At 63.9% G+C, this 20,956-nt stretch carries 21 protein-coding genes; 13 read left to right on the top strand and 8 right to left on the bottom strand.

Annotated features, from left to right (window positions below; translation table 11 throughout):
* Positions 1–85: 85 nt before the first annotated feature.
* The 4 genes from HNP98_RS01430 to HNP98_RS01415 all read left to right on the top strand — a co-directional run bounded on the left by HNP98_RS01430 (position 86) and on the right by HNP98_RS01415 (position 4,903).
* Positions 86–1,096 carry an alpha/beta hydrolase gene (locus HNP98_RS01430; protein WP_173808258.1) on the top strand — a complete coding sequence of 337 codons (1,011 nt, stop codon included), beginning with the start codon at positions 86–88 and terminating at the stop codon, positions 1,094–1,096.
* 130 nt (positions 1,097–1,226) lie between these two features.
* The gene (locus HNP98_RS01425; protein WP_173808257.1) at positions 1,227–1,823 is read left to right on the top strand and encodes an immunity 53 family protein; all 597 of its coding nucleotides are present in this window, start codon (positions 1,227–1,229) and stop codon (positions 1,821–1,823) included.
* A gap of 233 nt (positions 1,824–2,056) precedes the next feature.
* Positions 2,057–3,994, top strand: a complete 1,938-nt coding sequence (gene dnaK, locus HNP98_RS01420) for a molecular chaperone DnaK (RefSeq protein WP_173808256.1) — start codon at positions 2,057–2,059, stop codon at positions 3,992–3,994.
* Positions 3,995–4,252: 258 nt separating this feature from the next.
* A complete protein-coding gene (locus HNP98_RS01415) occupies positions 4,253–4,903 on the top strand; it encodes a hypothetical protein (protein WP_173808255.1) in 651 nt (216 codons plus the stop codon).
* Here HNP98_RS01415 and HNP98_RS01410 read toward each other — a convergent pair.
* Entirely contained in the window at positions 4,900–6,006 is a 1,107-nt protein-coding gene (locus tag HNP98_RS01410; protein ID WP_173808254.1) for an endonuclease/exonuclease/phosphatase family protein, read from the bottom strand. The genes HNP98_RS01415 and HNP98_RS01410 overlap by 4 nt on opposite strands.
* A 69-nt stretch (positions 6,007–6,075) precedes the next feature.
* Here HNP98_RS01410 and HNP98_RS01405 point away from each other — a divergent pair, with 69 nt between their 5' ends.
* The 6 genes from HNP98_RS01405 (at position 6,076) to HNP98_RS01380 (ending at position 11,814) form a co-directional block, all read left to right on the top strand.
* Positions 6,076–6,696: a MarC family protein gene (locus tag HNP98_RS01405; protein WP_173808253.1), complete on the top strand. Its 621-nt coding sequence runs from the start codon at positions 6,076–6,078 to the stop codon at positions 6,694–6,696.
* Positions 6,697–6,865: 169 nt separating this feature from the next.
* On the top strand, positions 6,866–7,690 hold the full coding sequence (locus HNP98_RS01400) for a helix-turn-helix domain-containing protein (RefSeq protein WP_173808252.1): 825 nt from the start codon (positions 6,866–6,868) through the stop codon (positions 7,688–7,690).
* A 98-nt stretch (positions 7,691–7,788) separates the two neighbouring features.
* Positions 7,789–9,324: a hypothetical protein gene (locus HNP98_RS01395; protein WP_173808251.1), complete on the top strand. Its 1,536-nt coding sequence runs from the start codon at positions 7,789–7,791 to the stop codon at positions 9,322–9,324.
* Positions 9,325–9,393: 69 nt separating this feature from the next.
* The gene (gene hemE / locus HNP98_RS01390; protein ID WP_173808250.1) at positions 9,394–10,422 is read left to right on the top strand and encodes a uroporphyrinogen decarboxylase; all 1,029 of its coding nucleotides are present in this window, start codon (positions 9,394–9,396) and stop codon (positions 10,420–10,422) included.
* Positions 10,423–10,432: 10 nt separating this feature from the next.
* Positions 10,433–11,164, top strand: coding sequence for a hypothetical protein (locus HNP98_RS01385; protein WP_173808249.1), 732 nt, complete (start codon positions 10,433–10,435; stop codon positions 11,162–11,164).
* A 2-nt stretch (positions 11,165–11,166) separates the two neighbouring features.
* Positions 11,167–11,814 carry a class I SAM-dependent methyltransferase gene (locus HNP98_RS01380; protein ID WP_173808248.1) on the top strand — a complete coding sequence of 216 codons (648 nt, stop codon included), beginning with the start codon at positions 11,167–11,169 and terminating at the stop codon, positions 11,812–11,814.
* 51 nt (positions 11,815–11,865) lie between these two features.
* Here the strand turns inward: HNP98_RS01380 and HNP98_RS01375 are convergent, their stop codons facing one another.
* The 5 genes from HNP98_RS01375 to HNP98_RS01355 form a co-directional block, all read right to left on the bottom strand.
* Positions 11,866–12,861: a bifunctional heptose 7-phosphate kinase/heptose 1-phosphate adenyltransferase gene (locus tag HNP98_RS01375; protein ID WP_173808247.1), complete on the bottom strand. Its 996-nt coding sequence runs from the start codon at positions 12,859–12,861 to the stop codon at positions 11,866–11,868.
* A gap of 288 nt (positions 12,862–13,149) precedes the next feature.
* Complete coding sequence (locus HNP98_RS01370; protein ID WP_173808246.1) at positions 13,150–14,364, bottom strand: pyridoxal phosphate-dependent aminotransferase; 1,215 nt, start codon at positions 14,362–14,364, stop codon at positions 13,150–13,152.
* A gap of 70 nt (positions 14,365–14,434) precedes the next feature.
* Positions 14,435–16,453 carry a glycosyltransferase gene (locus tag HNP98_RS01365; RefSeq protein WP_173808245.1) on the bottom strand — a complete coding sequence of 673 codons (2,019 nt, stop codon included), beginning with the start codon at positions 16,451–16,453 and terminating at the stop codon, positions 14,435–14,437.
* A 36-nt stretch (positions 16,454–16,489) separates the two neighbouring features.
* A complete protein-coding gene (recR, locus tag HNP98_RS01360) occupies positions 16,490–17,104 on the bottom strand; it encodes a recombination mediator RecR (RefSeq protein WP_173808244.1) in 615 nt (204 codons plus the stop codon).
* Positions 17,105–17,189: 85 nt separating this feature from the next.
* Positions 17,190–17,471, bottom strand: a complete 282-nt coding sequence (locus HNP98_RS01355) for an ATP-dependent Clp protease adaptor ClpS (RefSeq protein ID WP_173808243.1) — start codon at positions 17,469–17,471, stop codon at positions 17,190–17,192.
* Positions 17,472–17,690: 219 nt separating this feature from the next.
* On the opposite strand from HNP98_RS01355, the gene HNP98_RS01350 reads away from it, so the two are divergent.
* Both HNP98_RS01350 and HNP98_RS01345 read left to right on the top strand, forming a co-directional pair.
* Positions 17,691–18,248, top strand: coding sequence for a hypothetical protein (locus HNP98_RS01350; RefSeq protein ID WP_173808242.1), 558 nt, complete (start codon positions 17,691–17,693; stop codon positions 18,246–18,248).
* Positions 18,249–18,285: 37 nt separating this feature from the next.
* On the top strand, positions 18,286–19,005 hold the full coding sequence (locus tag HNP98_RS01345; protein WP_173808241.1) for a hypothetical protein: 720 nt from the start codon (positions 18,286–18,288) through the stop codon (positions 19,003–19,005).
* Positions 19,006–19,082: 77 nt separating this feature from the next.
* Here HNP98_RS01345 and HNP98_RS01340 read toward each other — a convergent pair whose 3' ends face one another.
* Both HNP98_RS01340 and HNP98_RS01335 read right to left on the bottom strand, forming a co-directional pair.
* The gene (locus HNP98_RS01340; protein WP_173808240.1) at positions 19,083–19,688 is read right to left on the bottom strand and encodes a YceI family protein; all 606 of its coding nucleotides are present in this window, start codon (positions 19,686–19,688) and stop codon (positions 19,083–19,085) included.
* 65 nt (positions 19,689–19,753) lie between these two features.
* The gene (locus HNP98_RS01335) at positions 19,754–20,215 is read right to left on the bottom strand and encodes a MarR family winged helix-turn-helix transcriptional regulator (protein WP_173808239.1); all 462 of its coding nucleotides are present in this window, start codon (positions 20,213–20,215) and stop codon (positions 19,754–19,756) included.
* Between the two features lie 154 nt (positions 20,216–20,369).
* Between HNP98_RS01335 and HNP98_RS01330 the strand changes: the two genes are divergently transcribed.
* The gene (locus HNP98_RS01330) at positions 20,370–20,939 is read left to right on the top strand and encodes a DUF6799 domain-containing protein (RefSeq protein WP_173808238.1); all 570 of its coding nucleotides are present in this window, start codon (positions 20,370–20,372) and stop codon (positions 20,937–20,939) included.
* Positions 20,940–20,956: the final 17 nt, after the last annotated feature.

The raw sequence follows: 20,956 nt of genomic DNA, 5'->3' as shown, positions 1-20,956 counted from the left end.
CCGCGTACAACCCAAGCGCCTCTGCTGCGGCACCTCCCGGCGTTTCGGCGGCCCGCAAATGTTTAACCAGCCTTTTGATTCGTCGATGCTCGTTTCCCGTTCGCCGCGCCTGGTCCGCCGCCTGTTGCTGCCCGGCGCGGCGGCGTTTGGCCTGCTGAATGCCGTGGCGTTTTTCCACGCCCGGGCCCTCACCCGCTTCAGTGCTGCCGCGGGGCCCCGCACCGCCTCGCCCGAAAAGCTCACGCCCGCCGCGAAGCTCTGGGTGCTGCTCGCGGGCGTGCGCAACCCCCGGCCCGTGAACGGCCCCGGGCCCGCGTTTCCTTACCAAACCGTTCATTTCGAGGGCCCCAACGGCCGGCTCGAAGCCTGGTACGGCCGGCCCGCCCGCGCCCCGCGCGGCACGGTGGCCCTGTTCCACGGCTACGCCAGCGACAAGTCGCGCCTCGCGGCCGAAGCCGCGTATTTCCGGGCGCTGGGCTACGCCGTGCTGCTGGTCGATTTCGCGGGCAGCGGGGGCTCGGCGGGCACCCGCACCACCGTGGGCCACCGCGAGGCCGCCGACGTGGCCGCCGCCGTGCGCTGGGTGGGGGCCCGCCCCGGGGCCCCCGGGCCGCTGGTGCTCTACGGCGTGAGCATGGGCGCGGTGGCCGTGCTGCGGGCCGAGGCCGAGCTGGGGGTGCGCCCCGCCGCCAATATTCTCGAATGCCCGTTCGGCAGCCTGCGCCAAACCGTGCGCAACCGCTTCGCGGCCCTGCACGTGCCGGCCGGGCCGTTGGTGGACATCCTCGTGTTTTGGGGCGGCGTGCAGAACGGATTCTGGGGCCCCGGCCTCTCGGCCGAGCGCTACGCGGCGCAAGTGGCCACCCCTACCCTGCTGCTCTGGGGCAGCGCCGACGTGCTGGTGACCCGCGCCGAAACCGACGCCGTATTCGCCAACCTGGCCGGGCCCAAAGTGCGCCACGACTTCGCCGGGGCCGGCCACGAGCCCTACCTGGACCGCTTTCCGGCGGCGTGGCAGGCGCAGGTGCGGGGGTTTTTGGGCGGTGGTCTAAAACGGGGTGGTCCGGCGACTTTTTCCGTCGTCGGGCCACTCTGACGATTGCCCCGGAACTGCTGTTCTTTCGTGAGAGTGGTCTGACGAAGCCCTGCGGGCAATACGCCGGGCCACCCCGTTTTAGACCAACGCCGATTTTTAAACCATTGATTTACAAAATCATTTTTAGCTAATGGACTTATTGCAACGAATTCAACGCTGGTACACAATTAATTGTAACGGTGACTGGGAACATGAAAATACTATTTCCATCACTAACATCGACAATCCAGGCTGGACTGTAACAATTGATTTGTACGATACCTGCTTACAAAGCGCAGCATTACCTTACACAATAGTCGAAAGAACAACCACGAATTGGGTGGGCTATTCAGCCGAGAAAGGTGTCTTTAAAGGGGACGGAGGATCAGAGAACCTTTCCGAAATCCTTGCCTATTTCCTCGACACTTTTCTTCCATTGCATTTAGATGCTGATTGTACAATGGAAATAGGACTGCCTGCTGTTGGTTACGAAGAAAAGTTATGGCTGATTGCAGAAGGCAGAATGGTTTCTGAATCCACTCTAGAAATAACTACCATTGAAGATTATGGTATAACGGGTAATTATCTATGGAGTGATAACGAAATCCTGGAAGCAATTAATAAACTTGGTAGCGCTCCACTCGGATTGAAGACCGACTTTGCAGTTGGTGACCTAATAGAACCTACCATATTTCAAGCAGACGACAATATGCTCCGTACATTCTTAGTTGCTCCAGCTAAGAAATAATACTCGGATTACTAATGAATCTTCAGCAACTGCCCTCTCTGCACACCTGTCAGGCAAGCTTTCCTTGTGCAAAGTAAACCCGGCCACCTCGGCGGAAAAGCCGCCAACCAGGGCCAAATCGGTGACACAATGTCACCCCAACGGGGCTGGTACGTTGCTTGTAAATGACGGACAGCGGCCTTCGGGCGGCTTTTCTTGACAGACTATCCACCTTAATTTTAGCACAACCCAACATGGGCAAAATAATCGGCATCGACCTCGGCACCACCAACTCCTGCGTGGCCGTGATGGAAGGCAACGAACCCGTTGTCATTCCCAACTCCGAAGGCCGCCGCACTACGCCGTCGATCGTCGCATTCCTCGATAACGGCAAGGGCGAGCGCAAAGTGGGCGACCCGGCCAAGCGCCAGGCCGTTACCAACCCCAAAAACACCATTGCCAGCATCAAGCGCTTCATGGGCCGCCAGTTCTCGGAAGTAACCGCCGAGAGCAAGTACGTGGCCTACGATTTGACCCCCGGCTCGAATAACACGGTGGCCGTGAAAATCGGCGACCGCAACTACACGCCGCAGGAAATTTCGGCGATGATTCTGCAAAAAATGAAGCAGACGGCCGAAGATTACCTTGGCCAGCCCGTCACCGAAGCCGTCATCACGGTGCCGGCCTACTTTAACGACGCCCAGCGCCAGGCCACGAAAGAGGCCGGGGCCATTGCGGGCCTCGACGTGAAGCGCATCATCAACGAGCCCACGGCCGCCGCCCTGGCCTACGGCCTGGATAAGAAGCACAAAGACCAGAAGATTGCCGTGTACGACCTCGGCGGCGGCACCTTCGACATTTCCATCCTCGAGCTGGGCGATGGCGTGTTTGAAGTGCTGAGCACCAACGGCGACACCCACTTGGGCGGCGACGACTTCGACCAGGTGATCATCGACTTCCTGGCCGACCAGTTCAAGAGCGAGAACGAAGGCCTCGACCTGCGCAACGACGCCATGGCCCTCCAGCGCCTGAAAGAAGCCGCCGAGAAAGCCAAGGTGGAGCTGTCCAGCTCGAACGAAACCGAAATCAACCTGCCCTACATCACCGCCACGGCCTCGGGCCCCAAGCACTTGGTGGTGAAGCTGAGCCGCGCCAAGTTCGAGCAATTAAGCGACGCCTTGGTGCGCCGCTCGATGGAGCCTTGCAAAAAAGCGCTGTCGGACGCCGGCCTGTCGGCCGCGCAGATCGACGAAGTGATTTTGGTGGGCGGCTCGACCCGCATCCCCCGCATCCAGGAGGAAGTGGAGAAGTTCTTCGGCAAGAAGCCCAGCAAGGGCGTGAACCCCGACGAAGTGGTGGCCATCGGCGCGGCCATCCAGGGCGGGGTGCTGAGCGGCGAAGTGAAGGATGTGCTGCTGCTCGACGTGACCCCGCTTTCGCTGGGCATTGAAGTGCAGGGCGGGGTGATGAACCGGTTGATTGAGGCCAACACCACGATTCCGACCAAGAAATCGGAAACGTACTCGACGGCTTCGGACAACCAGCCTTCGGTTGAAATCCACGTATTGCAGGGCGAGCGGCCCCTGGCCAGCCAGAACCGCACCATCGGCAAGTTTCACCTCGACGGCATCATGCCCGCCCCGCGCAGCGTGCCGCAGATTGAGGTGACGTTTGACATCGACGCCAACGGCATCCTGAACGTGACCGCCAAGGACAAGGGCACCGGCAAGGAGCAGAAAATCCGCATCGAGGCCAGCAGCGGCCTCACCGACCAGGACATCGAGCGCATGCGCCAGGAAGCCGCCACCAACGCCGACGCTGACAAGGCCGAAGCCGAGCGCATCAAGAAGGTGAACGACGCCGACTCGATGATTTTCCAGACCGAAAAGCAGCTCAAAGAGTACGGCGACAAGCTGACCGGCGGCAACAAAACCGCCGTAGAAGGGGCCCTCGCCGACCTCAAGAAAGCCCACGAAAGCAAGGACCTCGGCGCAATTGACGCCGCCATGACGGCCATGAACGCCGCCTGGCAAGCCGCCTCGCAGGAGATGTACGCCGCCGCCGGGGCCGATGGGGCCGGCGCGGGCCAGGGCTTCCCCGGCGGGGGCGACGGCCAGCCGCAGAACGGCAACGGCCAGCCCGCCGCCGACCACGTAACCGACGTGGACTACGAGGAAGTAGACGGCAAATAAGGACCGCAGATTCCGTGGATTTAACGGATTAAGAACGGATTCGTTAGGTGCTTTGAAAAGGCCGGAGGCATTGTGCTTCCGGCCTTTTTTTTGGCTTTGATTCGTGCTGCTTTGCTTGCCGGGGAAGGCTCCGGCGCCGGGCTGGTTTGACCAGTGGGGACGCCTGGCAAACAGGCTGTGGGGCAAACCAGACGGGGTGGGCGTAAATTGCGGCGTGGCCGGGCCCTTGCGGCTGGCCCCGTCTGCTTCCGCCGCCGCATGGGTTCCGTCGTCATTGCTTACCAAAAATTTCGCTCGCCCGAAGCGGCCCAGCCCCTGCTGGCGCTGCTCGACGCGCACCGCGTGGCCTACGAAACCGACCACCTGCCGGCCCGCTTCAGCGCGGTGCTGGGCACCACGTCGGCCGAGCAGTTCGTGGTGCGCCTGCTGCCCGAAGACTTCACGCGGGTGCGGCGCATTGAGGAAGCGCAGGCCGCGGCCGCGCTGCCCAACTTTCCGTCGGACTACTACCTCTTCAAGTTCAGCACCCCGGAGCTGTGGGAGCTGCTGGGCCAGCCCGACGCCTGGAGCAGCCACGACGTGGCCCTGGCCGCCCAAGTGCTGCGCGAGCGCGGCCAGGACGTGTCCGACCAAATTCTGCAAAACCTGCGGGCCCAGCACACCGCCCGCCTGGCCGCGCCCAACCCGAGCCCCACCGCCTGGATTGCCGCCGGCTACGGGCTGGCCCTGCTGGGCGGCGTGTTCGGCCTGGGCATCGGCTGGTCGCTGCTACGCTACCGCAAAACCCTGCCCGACGGCCGCCAGGTGCCGGGCTTTGCGCCCGCCGACCGGGCCCACGGCCGGCGCATCCTGTGGCTGGGCGCGGCCGGCGTGGTGTTTTGGGTGGCGGTGCGGGTTATGATGGGCTAATTCGCGCCTTCCTCCGCGTCGGCCATGCCTTCTTTGATGCGCACGCGCGCTTCCAGGCGGTCCTCGGCGTTGGGGGTTTCCAGCTCCGCGAGCTGCTCATGCCAGCCCTCGGGCTCGTAGCTGAGGCGGATGTAGATGGGGAAGTGGTCGGAGCCCATGTAGGTGAGGCGCTCCAGGTGCTGCAAGCGGAAGTGGGCCGAGTGAAACACGTGGTCGAGGGGCCAGCGCCAGAGCCGGGAATTGGCGTGGAAGGTGGGCAGCAGACCCCGCCCGATGCGCGGGTCGAGCAGCCGCGAGAGCCGCCGGAACAGCTCCGAGGTGTACGACCACGCCACGTCGTTGAGGTCGCCGGCCACGATGGTGGGGCCGTTGTGGTGCGCGATTTCGCGGCCCACCACCAGCAGCTCGGCGTCGCGGCGCACGCTGCTCTTGGCCTCGCCGGGGGCCGGCGGGCGCGGGTGCAGGAAGTGCAGCGTGACGGGCACCCCGTTGGGCAGCACCACCTGCCCGTGAAACGAGGGCACGTCGGCCTCCAGCAGGTAGCGAATTTCGGCCTGGCGCAGCGGCAGGCGCGAGAATACCAGCATGCCGTAGGTGTTGGGCAGCGGGGCGTGGTAGGTGTGCGGGTGGGTTTGGGCCACGCTTTGGAGCTGGGCCAGCCACCAGGCGTCGGTTTCCACGGCCAGCACCACGTCGGGCTGCCGCAGGCGGATGTGGCCCAGCAGGCGGGCGGCGTCGCGGTTGTACATCAGCACGTTGCTCACCAGCAGGCTGAAGTGGTGAGCCCCGTCGCCGGCCGGCCGGGCAGCGTCGGCCACCTGCTTGCGGTGCAGCGGCGTGTAGGGCCACACGCGGTAGCCCTGGTACAGAACCGCTGCGCCCAGGGCCCACAGCCACAGCCCCTGCCAGGGCCCCGGCAGCGGGGGCAGCGCCAGGGCCCCCAGCAGGCCCAGGGCCAGCACGGCCACGATTTGCAGGCGCGGAAAATCAAAAATCCGTACCCACCAAGCCCGCTGGCGCAGCAAGGGCAGCAAGGTGGCCAGCAGGGCAATTGCGCCCAGCAGCCACGCAAGCCACTGCGCCAGGGTAAGAAGTAAAGTCATTGCGGCAAATATATAAGCCTGCCCCAGGCCGGATGGGTCGGCCTTCACCCGGGGCCCTACCTTTGGGGCATGGAAATTCTGCTGGCCACGTTCACCACCCTGTTTTCGATTGTCAACCCCTTCGGGGCCATGCCGGTTTTCCTCACCCTCACCAGCGACGACAGCCCCGCCGAGCGCCTCAGCACGGCCCTGCGGGCTTGCCTCTACATGATGGCCATCCTGAGCGTGGCTTACCTGGGCGGGCAGTACATCCTTCATTTCTTCGGCATCAACATCCAGCACCTGCGCATCGCAGGCGGCATTCTGCTCATGCGCGCCGCCTTCGACCTGCTCACGCCCGGGGCCAACCGCGACCGGGTGGGACCCGCCGCCCTCGAAGAAAGCAAGCTCAAGGACGACATCAGCTTCACGCCGCTGGCCATGCCCATGCTCTCGGGGCCCGGCTCGATGGCCATCTGCATCGGCCTCATCCGCCCCAGCTACGCCGATAAGGCCTTCACGCTGGTCGGCTTCGCGCTGGTGGCCCTGGCCAGCTTCGTGGTGCTGGTGTCGTCGTTGCGCCTCACGCGCCTGCTGGGCCGGCCCGGCATGGCGGCCCTGGCCCGCATCATGGGCTTCATCACGCTGGCCATCGGGGTCAACTTCTTCGCCACCGCCATCGGGGCCCTGTTCCCGGGGTTAACGAAGTAGGGGACCAGTGCCGGGCCCCGGGGTTCGGCGTTGCACCCGTTTTGGGGCTCCCAGTGGGGTTGCAGCAACGTATTGGCTTTGCCCTTGCGCCAACCACTTGGTTCTGAGAGAGGCAGCGAAAATAAATTCGTTACTTAACCAGATATAATAATATGGGTATCTTGGACAGATGAATGTCCAGGTACACCAACCAGCGCCGGGATTGCGCCCGTTTTTTAAGTCCTACTACACCATTGTGGGCCTGGCCGACCCGGTTTCGGTGCCGATACTGCCGTGCACCTACACGGTGATGCAGTTCAACTTCGCGGCGCCCATCCGGCTCGATGGCCCGGCCAACGGCAGCGCCGCGCTGGCCCCGCTCATGGTGTGCGGCCAAACGGCGCGGCCCTTCGCCATGCACTTCACCGGCGAAGTGGCCACCCTGGGCGTAATGGTGGAGCCGGCCACCTTCCGGCTGCTGTTCGGGGCGGCCATGAGCGATTTGGTGGACCACGTGTTCGATGCCGCCGCGCTATTTGGCAGTGCCCGCGCCCGCCACCTCCACGCCGAAATGGAGCGCCACTGCCGGCAGCCGGCCGCGCTGGTAGCCGCGTTCGAGCGGTTCTGGTACCGCACGCTCTCGGCCAAAACCTCGGTGCCCACGGGCGTGGCCGGGGCCCTGGCCGCCATTCGGGCCGGCGGGGGGCAGCAGCCGGTGGGCCAGCTGGCGCAGCACCTGGGCACCGGCCGCCGCACCCTGGAACGGCGCTTTGCCGAGCACGTGGGCCTCAGCCCCAAGGGCTGGTCGCGGCTAGTGCGCTTCAACGGGGCGCTGGGCACCTTGGCCAGCCGCCCGGCCCTGGCCCAAGCCGCGCTGGAGAGTGGTTACTACGACCAGGCCCACTTTCAGCACGAGTTCCGGGCGCTGGCCGGCCTCACGCCCCGGCAGTTTCTGGCCGCCATGCGGGCGCGGGCGCCCCACCCGCTCGACGCCCTAGCCTCGGCTATTCTTTGACGCATTTTTACAAGAACGCAGGGGGGCGGCGGCTGGAATTTTGAGGCAGCAAAAGCCCGTTGTTTTTGACCCATTCACCCCACTTTTCCGCCCGCCCCGTGAAACATCGCCCCTTTCCCACCGTTCTGCGCCGCCCGGCGGCCTGGCTTTTAGCAGGGGCCCTGCTGGGCACGCACCCGGCCCGCCCGCAAGCGCCGAACTTGCTGGCCACCACCTGTTACCTGACGGGCGAGCGTACCTTGGGGGGTGAACCTCCGCGCCGGCCGGCCGCGCCCGCGCCCACGCCGCTCACGGTGGGCCAGCCCGTCAAAGGCACCGTGGCCAATAACGAAGCCCAACCCTATGCCTTCCAACTGGCCGCCGGGCAGGTAGCGCAGGTGGTGGTAGACCAGCAGGGCGTGGACGTGGTGGTGACGGCCCTGACGCCCGATGGCCAGCCGCTGGCCGAGGTCGATAACCCCAACGACAGCCACGGCCTGGAAATCGTTTGGCTGCACGCCACCGCCGCCGGCCGCTACCGCGTGGCCGTGCGCGCGCTCGAAAAAAATAGCCCTGGCACCTACCAGATAACCCTCGAAACCGTGCGCGCCGCCACCCCAGCCGACGCCCAGCGCCTGCGCGCCCAGCAACTGATGGCTGAAGGCCAGCAGCTGCGCGGAAGCCTGTCATTGCGCTCCTCGTCGGCCGCCGAGCGGCAGGCCGCGGCCGACAAATTTGCGGCCGCTTACGCCATCTGGCACGCGCTGAAAGACGGGCGCGAAGCCGATTTGGCGATGCTCAGCCTCGGCATCACCAGCGCCAATGCCGCGCTGGTGGCGGCCAAGCTGCCCTCGTCCACTAATAAGATGACGGTGTATTACAGCCCGGGGTTTGAGGCGCGGGCCCTGGCCATGCGCGCCCGGCTGGAACCTGCCTTGGCGTTCTTCAGTGCCAAGCTAAACGTCAGCCCCACCATCAACCTGGCCGTTCTAAACCAGACCGATTGGCAACTGCCCAACCGCCAGTTTCAGGTACCGTACGGCACCCCATACAGTGTGCCTAGCCTAGTGGTGCTACCCGCCACCCTCGAATTTGACCAGCAGGTGGCGGCTGCCCTGAAAGGCGGCCTGACGGCCCCGCAGATGCGGGCACTCGAGGCCGCCGGAGGCCCCATCGAGCAGCAGGTACAGGCCTATTTTGAGGACATTGCCTACCACGAGATGGGCCATCTTTACGAGTATTTCTACGGCGTAAATGCCCCTACCCATTGGATAAACGAGTTTTTGGCCAGCTACCTCATGCTGGCTTACTTGGATGAAAAAGAGCCCGCGCGGGCCAAAAACATGCAGCGCATGAGCGAGGCATTTGTGCAGGCTACCCGACCAGAACACACCTCGCTCGCTGATTTTGAGCGCTTTTACATCGGCCTTTCGCCCATGAATTATGGTTGGTACCAGAACCAGTTTGCCCTGCGGGTGGCCACCGTGTACAGCACCGAAAAGCTCGGTCTTATGGGCAAGATGAAAGCCGCCTTTCCCTTCGCTCCCGGCCCCCGGCTGGCACCAGCGGATGTGCTGCGGCGGGTCGACCAACTCTCGCCCGGCTTCGCCGCCTGGGAGCAACAACTGACGCCGGCCGCGGCTACCACCAAGTAGCCCAACCCCAAAACGCAAGGCCGAAATGGCCCCGACGCACGAGCGCCGGGGCTATCTTTGTTTTGAATTATGACGATGAAAAACGACCTCTACCTCCGCGCCGCCCGCGGCGAAGCCACCGAGCGGACGCCCGTGTGGCTCATGCGCCAAGCCGGCCGCATCCTGCCCGAGTACCGCGCCCTGCGGGCCCGCCTCTCCGGCTTCAAAGAGCTGGTGGAAACCCCCGAGCTGGCCGCCGAAGTCACCATTCAGCCCATCGACGCGCTCGACGTGGACGCGGCCATCATCTTCTCCGACATCCTGGTGGTGCCCGACGCCATGGGCCTGCCCTACGAGATGGTGGAAGCCCGGGGCCCCCTGTTTCCCACCGTCATCAAGTCGGCCGCCGACGTGGACCGCCTGCGCATCGCCGACCCCGAGGAAAGCCTGGGCTACGTGCTGGAGGCCCTGCGCATCACCAAGCGGGCCCTAAACGGCCGGGTGCCGCTCATCGGGTTCGCCGGGGCCCCCTGGACGATTCTGGCCTACATGGTGGAGGGCCACGGCTCCAAAACCTTCAGCAAGGCCCGCGGGATGCTCTACAAAGAGCCCGCCCTGGCGCACCGCCTGCTTGATAAAATTACCGCCACCACCATTGCCTACTTGCAGGCCCAGGTGGCGGCCGGGGCCCAGGTGGTGCAGGTGTTCGACTCGTGGGCCGGCATCCTGCCCCCGGCCCACTACGCCGAGTTTTCGACGCGCTACATCGGCCAGATTTGCGCGGCCCTCGCGCCGCTCGTGCCCGTCACGGTGTTTGCCAAGGGCGCGTGGTGGGCCGTGGAGGACTTCGCCGCCCTGCCCTGCCGCACCATTGGCCTCGACTGGACCGAAAACCCCGCCGCCGTGCGCCGCGTGGTGGGCGACAAAACCCTGCAAGGCAACCTCGACCCCTGCGCCCTCTACGGCACCCGCGACCAGGTGAAAGCCGCCACCCAGGCCATGCTGCGCCAGTTCGCCGGGGGCCCCCACATCGCCAACCTCGGCCACGGCGTCTACCCCGACACCGACCCCGACAGCGTACGCGTGTTCGTGGACACGGTGAAGGAGTGGCGGGGGTGAGCTTGAGTATATGAAAGTCTTCTTGCTACTTACCTTATCACTTTGTTTGTCGGGTCAAGTAATCGGCCAGGCAAAGCGTATCCATCTACCAAACTATCGATTGGCGGATAGCACCAATTATTGGCAGCAATGGGCAAAGTCAAATGAGTGCAAAGTGGGCTTGGAACCGCTGGAAAAATCACCTCATCCATTTCATTTTAGGATATCGTCCACTGGTGGTGAAATCATAGAAATATGGCAGCAGAGCGAAACATTCCAAGGCACATTTACAGAATGGGTAAAGGACGCCGATAATGACTTGAGGCCTTTTGAAAGATTTTATTTTCAGCACTATGCTCTTGATACGAGTCAGGCAGTTGCTATTAGTGAATTAATTAAGAATTCAGCCATTTTACAGTTGCCAAGCGACGAAAGCATCAAAGGGTGGCAACAGGGTTTCGATGGAGTCGAAATAGTTATTCAGTACAGCGACAACAAAAATTACTACCTGAAAAATTATTGGACGCCTTCGTCACAGAATGGATTAGCCGAAGCACAACTTGTCCAGCAATTTCAAAGCAAATTACTTGAATTAGCTAATGCCACTATAGTCAGGAAGTCATTTAGAGATAATATTCCTTTCCCATCTTTTATCAATGATAATGGCGTAGCGACCATCCGAGCAGTAAGCTATGAAGATTATTGGAAGCATAAGCGCGACGTGTACCGCTATGTACGCTCAATGAAGCGAGAAAAAGAATAAACATGCCCACCATTGCCGATGCCTACGACCAGTGGGCCGACCAGTACGACACCAACCAGAACAAAACCCGCGACCTTGAAGGCCACGCGCTGCGCACGCTACTGGATAGCCTGGAGCGGCCTTTGGCCAGCGTGCTGGAAATTGGCTGCGGCACCGGCAAAAACTCGGAGTGGCTGGTGACGCGGGCGCAGCAGGTGGTGGGCGTCGATTTCTCGCTGGAGATGCTGGCGCGGGCCCAGGCCAAAGTGCAAGCCGAAAACATCCGGTTTGAATTCGCCGACATCACGGAGCCCTGGGAATTCACCGACCAGAAATTCGACCTCATCACGTTCAGCCTCGTGCTAGAGCACGTGGAGGATTTGCGCTTTGTGTTCGCCCAAACCTTAGCGCATGCCAAGCCGGGCGGACTGGTGTACGTGGGCGAGCTGCACCCCTTCAAGCAGTACCAGGGCAGCCAGGCCCGGTTCGACACGCCCGCCGGCCGGGTGGAGGTGCCGGTGTTTCAGCACCACGTCGCGGAGTTTACCCAGCTGGCCAAAGCGGCCGGCCTGTACCTGCTGGACTTGCGCGAGTGGTTCGACGAGGACGCCCCTGCTGGCCCGCCACGCATCCTGACGCTGTTGTTTCAGCGGATGCAAGTGGTATCGTAGGGCCCCGGCTTTCCACCATTCAGTGCAGCGCCGCAAACCACAAAGCCTACGCTACAGCCCCGCTTCCCGCGCTTCGGCCAGCAACTGCTGCTTCTCGATGGGTACCACCCCTACCTGTTCGCACACCAGCCCGCCGCCCAGGTTGGCCAGCGCCGCCAGGAAGGGCGCGGACTGCCGGAGGGCTACGCAGCAGGCGGCAATGCTGATGACGGTATCACCGGCCCCCGACACGTCGGAGATGGTGCGCAGGTGGGCCGGCAGGTAGGTTTTGTGGTCGGCTTGCTGGGCGAATACGCCGTGCTCGGAGAGCGTCACCAGCACGATTTCGGGCTCCAGGGCCTCACGCAGGCGGGCCACGCCGGCCTCAAAGCCGGGGCGGTCGGTGGCGGGGTCGCCGAATTCCAGCATCAGGCCCTCGCGCAGCTCTTTCAGGTTGGGCTTGAAGAGGGTGCAGCCGCGGTAGGCCAGGAAGTTCTTCTTCTTGGGGTCCACCACGGTGGGGATGCCGCGCTGCCGGGCCCGGGCGATGCACTGCGCGATGATTTCCTCGCGCAGCACGCCCTTGTCGTAGTCCTCGAATACCACCACGTCGGCCCGGGCCAGCAGGGCGTCGTAGGCCCCCAGCAGCTGCGCCGTTTCGTCGGCGTTGAGGTCGGTTTCCACCTCCGAGTCGATGCGCAGCAGCTGCTGGCCCTGGGCCAGGATGCGCTGCTTCACGGTGGTGGGGCGGTGCGGGCTGCGGACGAGGCCGGTGGCGGGCAGGCCGCGCTGGTGCAGCAGCTCCAGTAGCTGGTCGCCGCCGGCGTCGTCGCCAATCACGGCGCAGAGCAGCGGCGTGGCCCCCAGGGCCTGCACGTTCAGGGCCACGTTGGCGGCCCCGCCGAGGCGGTTTTCGGTGCGGGCCACGTGCACCACCGGCACGGGGGCCTCGGGCGAGAGGCGCGTGGACCGGCCCCACACGTAGGCATCCACCATCACGTCGCCGATGATGAGGACGCGGAGCTTGTTAAAATCGGCAAACAGATTGGAAAGCGTATCGGCAGGCATTGCGGCAAGGGTGGGAAGGAAGCCTCAAAGGTAAAGGCCCGCCGCAGGAGCGACGGGCCTTCGCAGAAGGGCAAACAGTGTTGACGAGCAGTCAAGAATTTATCATGCAAAAGCAATCATAGCAAAAAGGGCCGTCATGCCGAGCGCAGCCGAGGCATCTCGCGTGCCGCAGTAATCAACCCCGTTGAACGATTGGGTTACTGCGGCACGCGAGATGCCTCGGCTGCGCTCGGCATGACGTTCTGGGTGACTTTTCTGAATTAGCCAAACGGCTCCCAAGTTTGATTTCTACAGCTTGGCCAGGCTGACCTTGATGCGCTGGAAGGCTTCCACCAGCTTGTCGTCGGCGGCGGCGGTGCTGAAGCGCATGCACTGCGGGGCCCCGAAGGCATCGCCCGACACGGCGGCCACGTGGGCGTCGCTGAGCAGGTACAGGGCCAGGTCGGCCGAGTCTTTGATGACTTGTCCTTCGGCGGTGGTGCGGCCGAAGAATGCCGACACGTCGGGAAACACGTAGAACGCGCCGCTGGGCGTGGGCGTCACCAAGCCGGGGATGTCCTTGGCGATTTCCAGCACCAGGTCGCGGCGGCGGTGGTAGGCGGTCACCATCTCGTCGGCGCTGGCGTGGCCGCCGCGCAGGGCGGCGGTGCCGGCCTTCTGGGTGATGGAGCAGGTGCCGGACGTAATCTGGCCCTGGAGCTTGTCGCAGGCCGAAGCAATGTCGGCGCGGGCGGCCAGGTAGCCCAGGCGCCAGCCCGTCATGGCGTAGCCCTTCGAGAAGCCGTTGACGGTGATGACCCGGTCCTTAATCTCCGCGAAGCGGGCCAGGCTGTAGTGCTCGCCCACGAAGTTGATGTACTCGTAAATCTCGTCGGCCAGGGCGTACACCTGGGGGTGGCGGGCCAGCACGTCAGCAATCTCGCCCAGCTCTTCTTTACTGAACACGGCCCCCGTGGGGTTGCACGGCGAGGAGTACATGACGAGCTTGGTGCGGGGCGTGATGGCGGCTTCGAGCTGCGCGGCCGTCACCTTGTAGTCGTTGGCGAGGGTGCCCACCAGCGGCACGGGCACGCCTTCGGCCAGCTTCACCATCTCCTCGTAGCTCACCCAGTAGGGCGAAAACACGATGACCTCCTCGCCCGGGTTCACCAGGCTGAGGATGGCGTTGGCCAGGGCCTGCTTGGCCCCGGTGCTCACCACGATGTTGGCGGGCAGGTAGTCCAGGTCGTTTTCGGCGCGCAGCTTGTCGCAGATGGCCTGGCGCAGCTCCAGCGTGCCGGGCACCGGCGTGTAGAACGTAAAGCCGTCGTCGATGGCCTTTTTGGCGGCGTCCTTGATGTATTGGGGGGTCTGAAAATCGGGCTCGCCGAAGCTCAGGCTGATGACGTCGACGCCCTGCGCGGCCAGCTCGCGGGCTTTTTTGGCCATGAGGATGGTGGCCGATTCCGTGAGGGCCAGCAGGCGGTTGGAGAGCGGCGACGGCGGGGCAAGTACTTCGGGCATAGCGGGCAGCAGAAAAGTTGAGGCCCGGCAAAGGTATTGGCTATCCCAGGCCAAACCACCAGCGGCGGCCTTATTTTTCCGGGGCCCCGGGGCCCACGGCCTGGCCCAGCCGCCGCCGGCAGCGCCACAGAATGCCCAGGTCCTGCCCCGGCTCGTAGTCCTTGGCGTAGAGCAGCTCCAGGTGCCGCCGGGTGTGTTCACCGAGGGGCGCGGGGGCGTCGGCGGCGTCGGCGGGCGAGAGCACGGCCGGGCGGGCCCGGGCGGGGCCCGGGGTGTGGCGCAGGCCCACCCAGGTGGCGCGGCCCAGCAGCACGGCCCCCGCGTTGCGCACAAACCGCTGCTTGTCCGCCTGAAACCAGACCACCACCGGGGCCAGCACCAGCAGCGCGGCGGCGCTCAGCACGTCGAGCAGGCGCTTGGTGCGGGCGGGCCCCGGCTGGTTGAGGTTCAGGGCGATGGCGAGGGCGTAGTAGTCGCCGGGCGCGTCTTTGCGGCTGCTGCCGATGATGTAGGCGCTGGCCTCGGGCAAAATCTTGTAGGCCACGGGCGGCGCGGCGGGCAGGGCCAGCATCAGGCCGATTATCTGGCTGGCGGGCAGGTCGCGGCCGCAAAAAATCAGCTCGTTGAGGGCGTAGAGGCGCACCAAATCGGGCAGCTGGCGCAGGGGCCCGATGGGCGAGTGCTCGAAGGAATGCGGCCGCGCCGCGCCGTCGGCATCTGGGTCTTCCGGGTCCGTGTTCACGTAGCCGATGACGCGGGCCGGCACGGCGGCGGCTTCGAGCAGCTGGCGCACGCGCTGGCTTTCGGCGGCCGAGCCCACGATGGCAATGTTCTTCTGGCGGGGCTGGCCCAGGCGCAGGTTTTTGTACGTAGCGAAGTGGGTGGCCAGCTGCCGGCCCACCAGCGCCACCAGCGCCCAGGCCCCGCCCAGCACGATGAGGGCCTTGGAAAAGCGCCAGGCGTCGAGGAAGTTCGACACGGCCGAAATCAGCACCGTGCCCACCAGGATGCCCCGGGCCAGGCGGCCCGTTTTCACGGGCCGGTCGTAGCCGCCGCTCAGGTAGGCCGACGTCAGCCACACGGCGATGTACACCGGCACGGCCACCCGCATGTACTGCGGCGGGTAGGGCCCCGGCACGTACTTGTTGTTCTTTTCCCAGTAGTCTTTCAGGAAAAACATGCCCCCGTAAATCAGGCCCGCGTCGAGCGCCACGGGGGCGGCGGCGCGGACGAACCGCCCGAGCAAGGCCGCCCCGGCCCGCAGCCAGATGGCCGCGTTAATCAGCAGCGAGAGCAGGCCCGCCCGGCGCGGCGCGAAGTGCTTGCGGGCGAAAATCACCATCGCCCGGTAAAACACGAACACGTAGTTCACGCTCGTGCGCCGGGTGCTTTCGCCCTTGTAGTGAATGATGCGGGCCCCGGGGAAGTAGTAGTTTTTCCAGCCGCCCAGCGCGAGCCGGTACGAGAGGTCGATGTCCTCGCCGTACATGAAGTAGTCTTCGTCGAGCAGGCCCACCTGGGCCAGGGCCTCCTGGCGCAGCAGCATAAACGCCCCGCTGAGCACGTCCACCTCGTGCGGTTGGTCTTTGTCGAGAAACCCGAGGTGGTAGCGGCCGAAGGTGCGCGAGTGGGGCAGCAGCCAGCTCAGGCCCAGGATTTTGTAGAGGGCCACGGCGGGCGTGGGCAGCCCGCGCTTGCTTTCGGGCAGGAAACGGCCCTGGCCGTCGAGCATTTGCACGCCCAGGCCCCCGCCGGCGGGGTGCGCGTCCATAAAATCGCAGCAGGCCCGGAAGGTGTCTTCCTCCACCACCGTGTCGGGGTTCAGCAGCAGCTGGTACTGGCCGGTGGCGCGGCGCAGGGCCTGGTTGTTGGCCTTGGCAAAGCCCGGGTTGTGCTTGTTTTCGAGCAGAATAACTTCCGGAAACCGCGCCCGCACCATCGCCACCGAGTGGTCGGCCGAGTTGTTGTCCACCACGAACACCTCCACCGGGGCCCCCAGCTTTTCGGCCGCCCGCCGCACCGACAGCAGGGCCTGCTCCAGGAAATAGCAGACGTTGTAGCTGACGACGATAACGGAGAGCTTGACCACGAAGGACGAAACTACGCTTCAGCGCCGCGACTGCGGCTAGCTCACCTGCCGCTGGCGGTCCACGATGCTGCGGCCGAGGGTAATTTCGTCGGCGTACTCCAGCTCGCCGCCCATCGGAATGCCGCGGGCAATGGTGCTGATGTGCACGTTGGGCAGGTCGCGCAGGCGGCGCGAGAGGTAGAAGGCCGTGGTGTCGCCCTCCATTGTGGGGCTGATGGCAAGGATGATTTCGCGCACTTCGGAGCCCTCAGCCGCGGCCCGCTCCACCAGCGAGTCGATGTGCAGGTCGGTGGGCCCCACACCCTCGATGGGCGAGATGACGCCGCCCAGCACGTGGTACACGCCGCGGTACTGGCCCGTGTTTTCAATGGCGATGACGTCGCGCACGTCGGCCACCACGCACACCTGGGCGTGGTCGCGCAACTGGTTGGCGCAGATGCTGCACTCCTCGGCGTCGGAAATGCTGTGGCAGGTGCGGCAGTAGGTTATTTCAAAACGCATCTTGGCCAGCGCCTCAGCCAGCGAGGCCGTAATGTCGGTGTCGGCCTTCAGCAGGTGCAGGGCCAAGCGCAGGGCCGTTTTCTTGCCAATGCCGGGCAGGCGGGCCAGCTCGCCCACGGCGTTTTCAATCAGCTTGGAAGGGAAATCCATTCGGAGGGTAATGGTTGAATGGTTGCATGGTTAAATGGTTGGCCGTTCAATCAACCGTTTAACCACGCAACCACTCAATCATTTTTTAGGAGATATCCGCCGAGATGCCCCGGTCGTGGATGGCCGTGCACAGGGGCTCCAGCTCGTCGTAGGTGCCGTTTTTGACGTTGCACTTGCCCTTGTAGTGGATGAGCAGCGTGCACTGCTCGGCCTGCTCGGGCTGGTGCTGGCACACGTCAATCAGGGTTTTGATGACGTGGGCAAAGGTGTTCACTTCGTCGTTGTACACCACGAGGCTGCGCGGCTCGGCGGTTTCTTCGAGCAACAGTACGTCCTCGTCGAAATCAATTTGGGGGCGGGTCGTCATGGAAGCAAATTTACGCAGCGGGACGGGGTTGGCGGCATCTGCCAACACCCACGGCTCATAAATCGTTTCGGGAAACAAGGTAGTCGTTGGGCCACCGGGCGTAAATTTCCGGCCCTCACCCAACGCCACCGGCCGGGGCCCGCCCGGTGGCGGCCGTCTGGGCCCTGCCCGGTCGGTATACGGGCCGCCTTCATCGTTTCACACCCACCAGCTCCCCCCGTGCCCGTTCCCGCGCCCGAATTTAAAAAAGCTCTCAAGCGCCTCGGCGAGGCCGAGAAAGAAGCCCTGCTGCTGCGGGCCGTGCGCCGCGACGCCGAGCTGTACGAAACCTTCCGCTTTGAGCTGCTGGCCGACGTGTCGCTGGCCCAAATCCAGGAGGAAACCGCCGACCGCATCCACGAATTGTTCAACCTGGCCGTGAGCGGGCGCCTGCTCAACCGTAGCCTAGTGAAGGCCTTGCGGGCCAGCGTGCAGGAGGCCGCCCGGGCCCGCCGCATCACCAAAAGCAAGCAGCTCGAAATCGACCTGCTGGCCTACACCCTGCGCCTGTGCCTCGACCACTACTCGGGGCAGTTCGACAGCGTGTACGACGGCTTTTACAAGGCCGTGGCCCGGCTGGCCGCCCGCCTGCCGGGCCTGATACTGAAGCACCTGCACGAAGATTTATGGGTGGAATACAAACCGGCGCTGGACGAGACCCTGAATGATTTGCACCGCCGCAAGAAAAGCGCAAATCTGACCTTCGAGCTACCCCGGGAATTGACAATCCCTTACTAGCTTCGCGCCGTCTTGATCCCCTTTTCACCCCTTTTATATGCTAAAACGATCTACCCGTTTAAGCGCTGGCCTGGGCCTGCTCTTGCTCACCGCCGGCTGCGCCGGCTCGTACACCCCCATCCGGCCTGACCGCATCGCCACCTACCAGGCGTCGGCGGCCAATGCCCCGGTGGATTTTGGCTACCAGTTCGACGCCCTGCGGCTGAACGGCCGCAACAAGAAGTACCGCAAGCACGAGGCCAAAAAAGGCTACCACGTGGCCGCTGTGCGCGTCACCAACAACTCGGGCCGCGAGCTGAATTTCTCGCGCGACCTGGTGCTGCAATACGGCGACCGACCCATCACGCCCGTGGCGGCCCCCATCGCCGCCCAGGACCTGAAGCAGGGCGTGGCCATCTACTTGCTGTACTTGCTGCTGAACATCAACCTTTCGAGCACCACCACCACCAACGGTTACGTTACCCAAAGCAACAACACCTTCTTGCCCACGGGGCCCTTCATCGCCGGCGGCAACATCCTGGGGGCCAGCCTGGCCAACGGCAACATGCGCAAGGAGTTCCAAACGTTCGACCTCACCAACCGCACCATCAAGCCCGGCGAAACCGTGTACGGCATCCTCAGCCTGCGTGAATCGGCGGTGGCCCCCATGCGCCTGGAGCTGCGCCCCAGCACCGAATCGACTTACGTGCCGGCCCCAGTGCCCACGCCGGCCCCCGCGCCGGTGCCGCCGGCCGCCTCCCCCACGCGCACCGAGTAGCTCCCCCCACTTCGCTGACGCAAAAAGGCCCCGCCAACGAATTGGCGGGGCCTTTTCAATCCAATGGCAAGCGCCAATTACATCTTGGCAATCACGTTGAAGTCCAGGGTGAACTCGTCGTAGATGGCCTTGTCGCCGATGCTGTCAAAGAACGACTTTGAGCCGTACTTCAGGCCGAACTTGGTGCGGTCGATGGTGACCTTGCCGGTGGCGGCGGCCACGCCGCCTTTCACGCCTACTTTGGCGGGGAAAGTGATGCGGTTGGTCACGCCCTTGATGGTCATGTCGCCCACGATGGTGGCGTTGTTGGCGGTAGCGGCGGCCCCCTTGATGGGGGTCACGCTCACGAGCTTGATGGTGGCGGTGGGGAACTTGTCCGCGCCGAAGAAGTCGTCGCTGCTCATGTGGCCCACGAATTTGGCCTGCTGCTCGGCCTCCTTGATGTCGGTGGCCTTGATGGTTTTCATGTCCACGGTGGTGGTGCCGCCCACCACCATGTCGTTTTTCACCAGCAGGTCGCCGCTCGTGAATTGAATGGTACCGTTGTGGCCGTGCGTTACGGCTTTGCCCTCCCAGCCCAGGGTGCTCAGCTGGGGCTGGAGCTTGTAGGCGGTCTGGGCGTTAGCGGCCGGGGCCACGAGGGCGGCCAGGGCCAACAGGGCGGGGAACAGAATTTTTTTCATGTTTAAAAAAGGGTAAAAGAAAAAGGTGGCAAAATAGCAAACAGGCCCTGGGGCCAAAAAAGCGATTATTCGACCGTCCGCAGCTTGTCAAGCAGGTCGTTGAAAAGACCCAGCTCTTCGGCCGATAAGGAACCCAGGCCCATGTGGGTAGGGTCCAGCAGGTTGTTGGCCTCGACGCGGCCGAGCAAGGCCAAGCCTGTCTCCGTGATGCGAATGTCGACGGCGCGGCGGTTGGCCGGGCACACGGTGCGCGTCACAAGCTGCTTTTCCACCAGCCGGTCCACGATGCGCGAGGCGTTACTGGTTTTGTCCAGCATCCGGTCGATTAGCAGGGCCACTGTGGCCGGGCACGGGTGCTGGCCGCGCAAAATGCGCAGGATGTTGAACTGCGGCAGCGTGAGGCCGTACGGCTTGAAGGCCGCGGCCTGCCGCATTTGCAGCCACCCGGCCGTATACGACAGGTTGATGATAGCCTTTTCGTATTGGTTACGAAAAACCGGCTGTTTAATTTCGTCCTCGATGCGCATGGAATAACTGCGGTTGACGCTGCAAATATATGTACGTACATTTAATGTTGCGACATCGTTCCTAAAAATACTGTTCAACCACCAAGCACTGAGGTGCTGCCGGACCCGTATTTGCTACTGTATTTCTCTCATCCTCAATTTATTGCCTTTTAGCATGAAGCTGTTTATTATTTCGTTAGGCTTGGCTGCGTGCGCGGCGGCCGCGCCGCGCGGAGCCGCCGCGCAGCAGGGCGGCTTCCCCGTGCAAACCAAGGCCCAAACGCAGTTCGTGTTCCAGAACGGAGCCGTGGTGCGGCGCGACGGCAACCAAACCGTGCCCCTCACCCAAAACGTGCGCCTGGCCAACGGCACCAAAATAAACTATAAAAGCGGCATCGTGGAGTTTCCAGGCGGCAAGTTAACAACGCTCAAAGAAGGCGACTTCGTGCGGCCCGACGGCGGCCTGGTATTCGCCACGCCGGGCAGCGCCGCCGCGGCGCGGGGCGAGGCCCCGGGAGCGGCCGGCGCGTCGTACAGCCCCTACACGCTACCCGGCCGCGCCGTTCCCGGCGACGCCAAAGCCGAAAACGAGGCCCTCAGGGTCCACTTGCAGTTGCTGGAGCGCAAGGTGGAGTTGCTCAACCGCAAAATTGCCCTGCTGGGCCCGGGCCAACCCACCCCGCCCGACACCCGCCAACTCGACCTCGACCTGGCGGCGCTGGACGCGCAGCTCCGGGAGAAATAGGGTTCGGCGCGGGTGGA

This window comes from Hymenobacter caeli, from assembly GCF_013294115.1.
GTDB lineage: Bacteria > Bacteroidota > Bacteroidia > Cytophagales > Hymenobacteraceae > Hymenobacter > Hymenobacter caeli.
This window is presented reverse-complemented; position numbering and strand designations above follow the sequence as displayed.

Excerpts from the sequence above, each read along its gene's own strand:
- HNP98_RS01430 (WP_173808258.1), top strand. The coding sequence starts at position 86 with ATGCTCGTTTCCCGTTCGCCGCGCCTGGTCCGCCGCCTGTTGCTGCCC.
- HNP98_RS01425 (WP_173808257.1), top strand. The coding sequence starts at position 1,227 with ATGGACTTATTGCAACGAATTCAACGCTGGTACACAATTAATTGTAAC.
- dnaK (WP_173808256.1), top strand. The coding sequence starts at position 2,057 with ATGGGCAAAATAATCGGCATCGACCTCGGCACCACCAACTCCTGCGTG.
- HNP98_RS01415 (WP_173808255.1), top strand. The coding sequence starts at position 4,253 with ATGGGTTCCGTCGTCATTGCTTACCAAAAATTTCGCTCGCCCGAAGCG.
- HNP98_RS01410 (WP_173808254.1), bottom strand. The coding sequence starts at position 6,006 with ATGACTTTACTTCTTACCCTGGCGCAGTGGCTTGCGTGGCTGCTGGGC.
- HNP98_RS01405 (WP_173808253.1), top strand. The coding sequence starts at position 6,076 with ATGGAAATTCTGCTGGCCACGTTCACCACCCTGTTTTCGATTGTCAAC.
- HNP98_RS01400 (WP_173808252.1), top strand. The coding sequence starts at position 6,866 with ATGAATGTCCAGGTACACCAACCAGCGCCGGGATTGCGCCCGTTTTTT.
- hemE (WP_173808250.1), top strand. The coding sequence starts at position 9,394 with ATGACGATGAAAAACGACCTCTACCTCCGCGCCGCCCGCGGCGAAGCC.
- HNP98_RS01385 (WP_173808249.1), top strand. The coding sequence starts at position 10,433 with ATGAAAGTCTTCTTGCTACTTACCTTATCACTTTGTTTGTCGGGTCAA.
- HNP98_RS01380 (WP_173808248.1), top strand. The coding sequence starts at position 11,167 with ATGCCCACCATTGCCGATGCCTACGACCAGTGGGCCGACCAGTACGAC.
- HNP98_RS01375 (WP_173808247.1), bottom strand. The coding sequence starts at position 12,861 with ATGCCTGCCGATACGCTTTCCAATCTGTTTGCCGATTTTAACAAGCTC.
- HNP98_RS01370 (WP_173808246.1), bottom strand. The coding sequence starts at position 14,364 with ATGCCCGAAGTACTTGCCCCGCCGTCGCCGCTCTCCAACCGCCTGCTG.
- recR (WP_173808244.1), bottom strand. The coding sequence starts at position 17,104 with ATGGATTTCCCTTCCAAGCTGATTGAAAACGCCGTGGGCGAGCTGGCC.
- HNP98_RS01355 (WP_173808243.1), bottom strand. The coding sequence starts at position 17,471 with ATGACGACCCGCCCCCAAATTGATTTCGACGAGGACGTACTGTTGCTC.
- HNP98_RS01345 (WP_173808241.1), top strand. The coding sequence starts at position 18,286 with ATGCTAAAACGATCTACCCGTTTAAGCGCTGGCCTGGGCCTGCTCTTG.
- HNP98_RS01340 (WP_173808240.1), bottom strand. The coding sequence starts at position 19,688 with ATGAAAAAAATTCTGTTCCCCGCCCTGTTGGCCCTGGCCGCCCTCGTG.
- HNP98_RS01335 (WP_173808239.1), bottom strand. The coding sequence starts at position 20,215 with ATGCGCATCGAGGACGAAATTAAACAGCCGGTTTTTCGTAACCAATAC.
- HNP98_RS01330 (WP_173808238.1), top strand. The coding sequence starts at position 20,370 with ATGAAGCTGTTTATTATTTCGTTAGGCTTGGCTGCGTGCGCGGCGGCC.